The sequence below is a fragment of the Halorubrum sp. SS7 genome, from assembly GCF_005435055.1.
GTDB lineage: Archaea > Halobacteriota > Halobacteria > Halobacteriales > Haloferacaceae > Halorubrum > Halorubrum salinarum.
This window is the reverse complement of sequence record NZ_SGXV01000163.1, coordinates 1-854: the sequence shown is the minus strand read 5'-3', so window position 1 is coordinate 854 and position 854 is coordinate 1. Positions and strand designations below refer to the sequence as shown.

2 protein-coding genes are annotated in these 854 nt (G+C 59.8%); one reads left to right on the top strand and one right to left on the bottom strand.

The features are described 5' to 3' along the window. Window positions 1-288: SWIM zinc finger domain-containing protein (locus tag EXE44_RS17350; protein ID WP_342764973.1), on the bottom strand; the 288-nt coding region annotated here is incomplete at its 3' end. A gap of 282 nt (window positions 289-570) precedes the next feature. Here EXE44_RS17350 and EXE44_RS17345 point away from each other — a divergent pair. Beyond that, window positions 571-854: type II toxin-antitoxin system death-on-curing family toxin (locus tag EXE44_RS17345; protein ID WP_137718002.1), on the top strand; the 284-nt coding region annotated here is incomplete at its 3' end.

The following is an 854-nucleotide window of genomic DNA, read 5'->3' as shown; positions in this document are numbered from 1 at the left end:
GAGCCGATCGCCCTCGTCCGGAGGGCAGTCGTCCGCGCATCGAAGCAACACGGCGACGACGTGCTTACACGCCTCCGGTCCGGTATACGGGCAGTCGCACCACGGGTCGAAGCCGTTGACCGCGAGGTCGACACGCACGTCGTACTGACGGCTGCCGCTCACGACGGCGGTTACAGTAGTGTCAATGCGATGGATATCGAGGATACGGTCCTCAGCGAGGTACCTCTCCCCGCGTTCGAAAACCGCGTCAGTACAGATCTCCCGAACTGCCCCCTCCGTCAGGTCCATGGGTGTGAGCAGTGTTCCGCCGCGATCCTGAAAAGTCGACACATGAGCCGCACTTTCGTTCAAAATCGTAACGCTCTCCCTCTGAAAGAAGCCACTACCCCGTCGCAGTCATTCGATTAGAACGAGACTGGCGCGACGGGCGCTGGTTCGACCGTCGAACGACGAGACCTTTCAGGCGTGAGACGGTCGAGATTGGCGTCCTGAAAAAAAGAGATTTCTGACATCACTCTCCCGTCTCATCATAGCAACAGCTACACCGGTGTAGTATCGAGATTGGAGCGAATGACCGACTCGTTGTGGTACCCGTCCGTCGAGGATGTCGTCGCCATCCACGACGACATCGTCGCGGAGTATCCCGACACTCCCCCCGGTGTTCGGAACCCCGGTGACGTCGAGTTCGCGTTGAACTACGTCGAGGAGGGCAGTTTCGGTTCCGCACCGGACACCATCCACGAGAAGGCGTATCACCTCCTCCGGCTCCTCGTCGCCAATCACCCCTCGGTCGATGCGAACAAACGAACCGCGCTCAACGCGACGGTCGTCTTCTACTTCCTCAACGGGTGTCG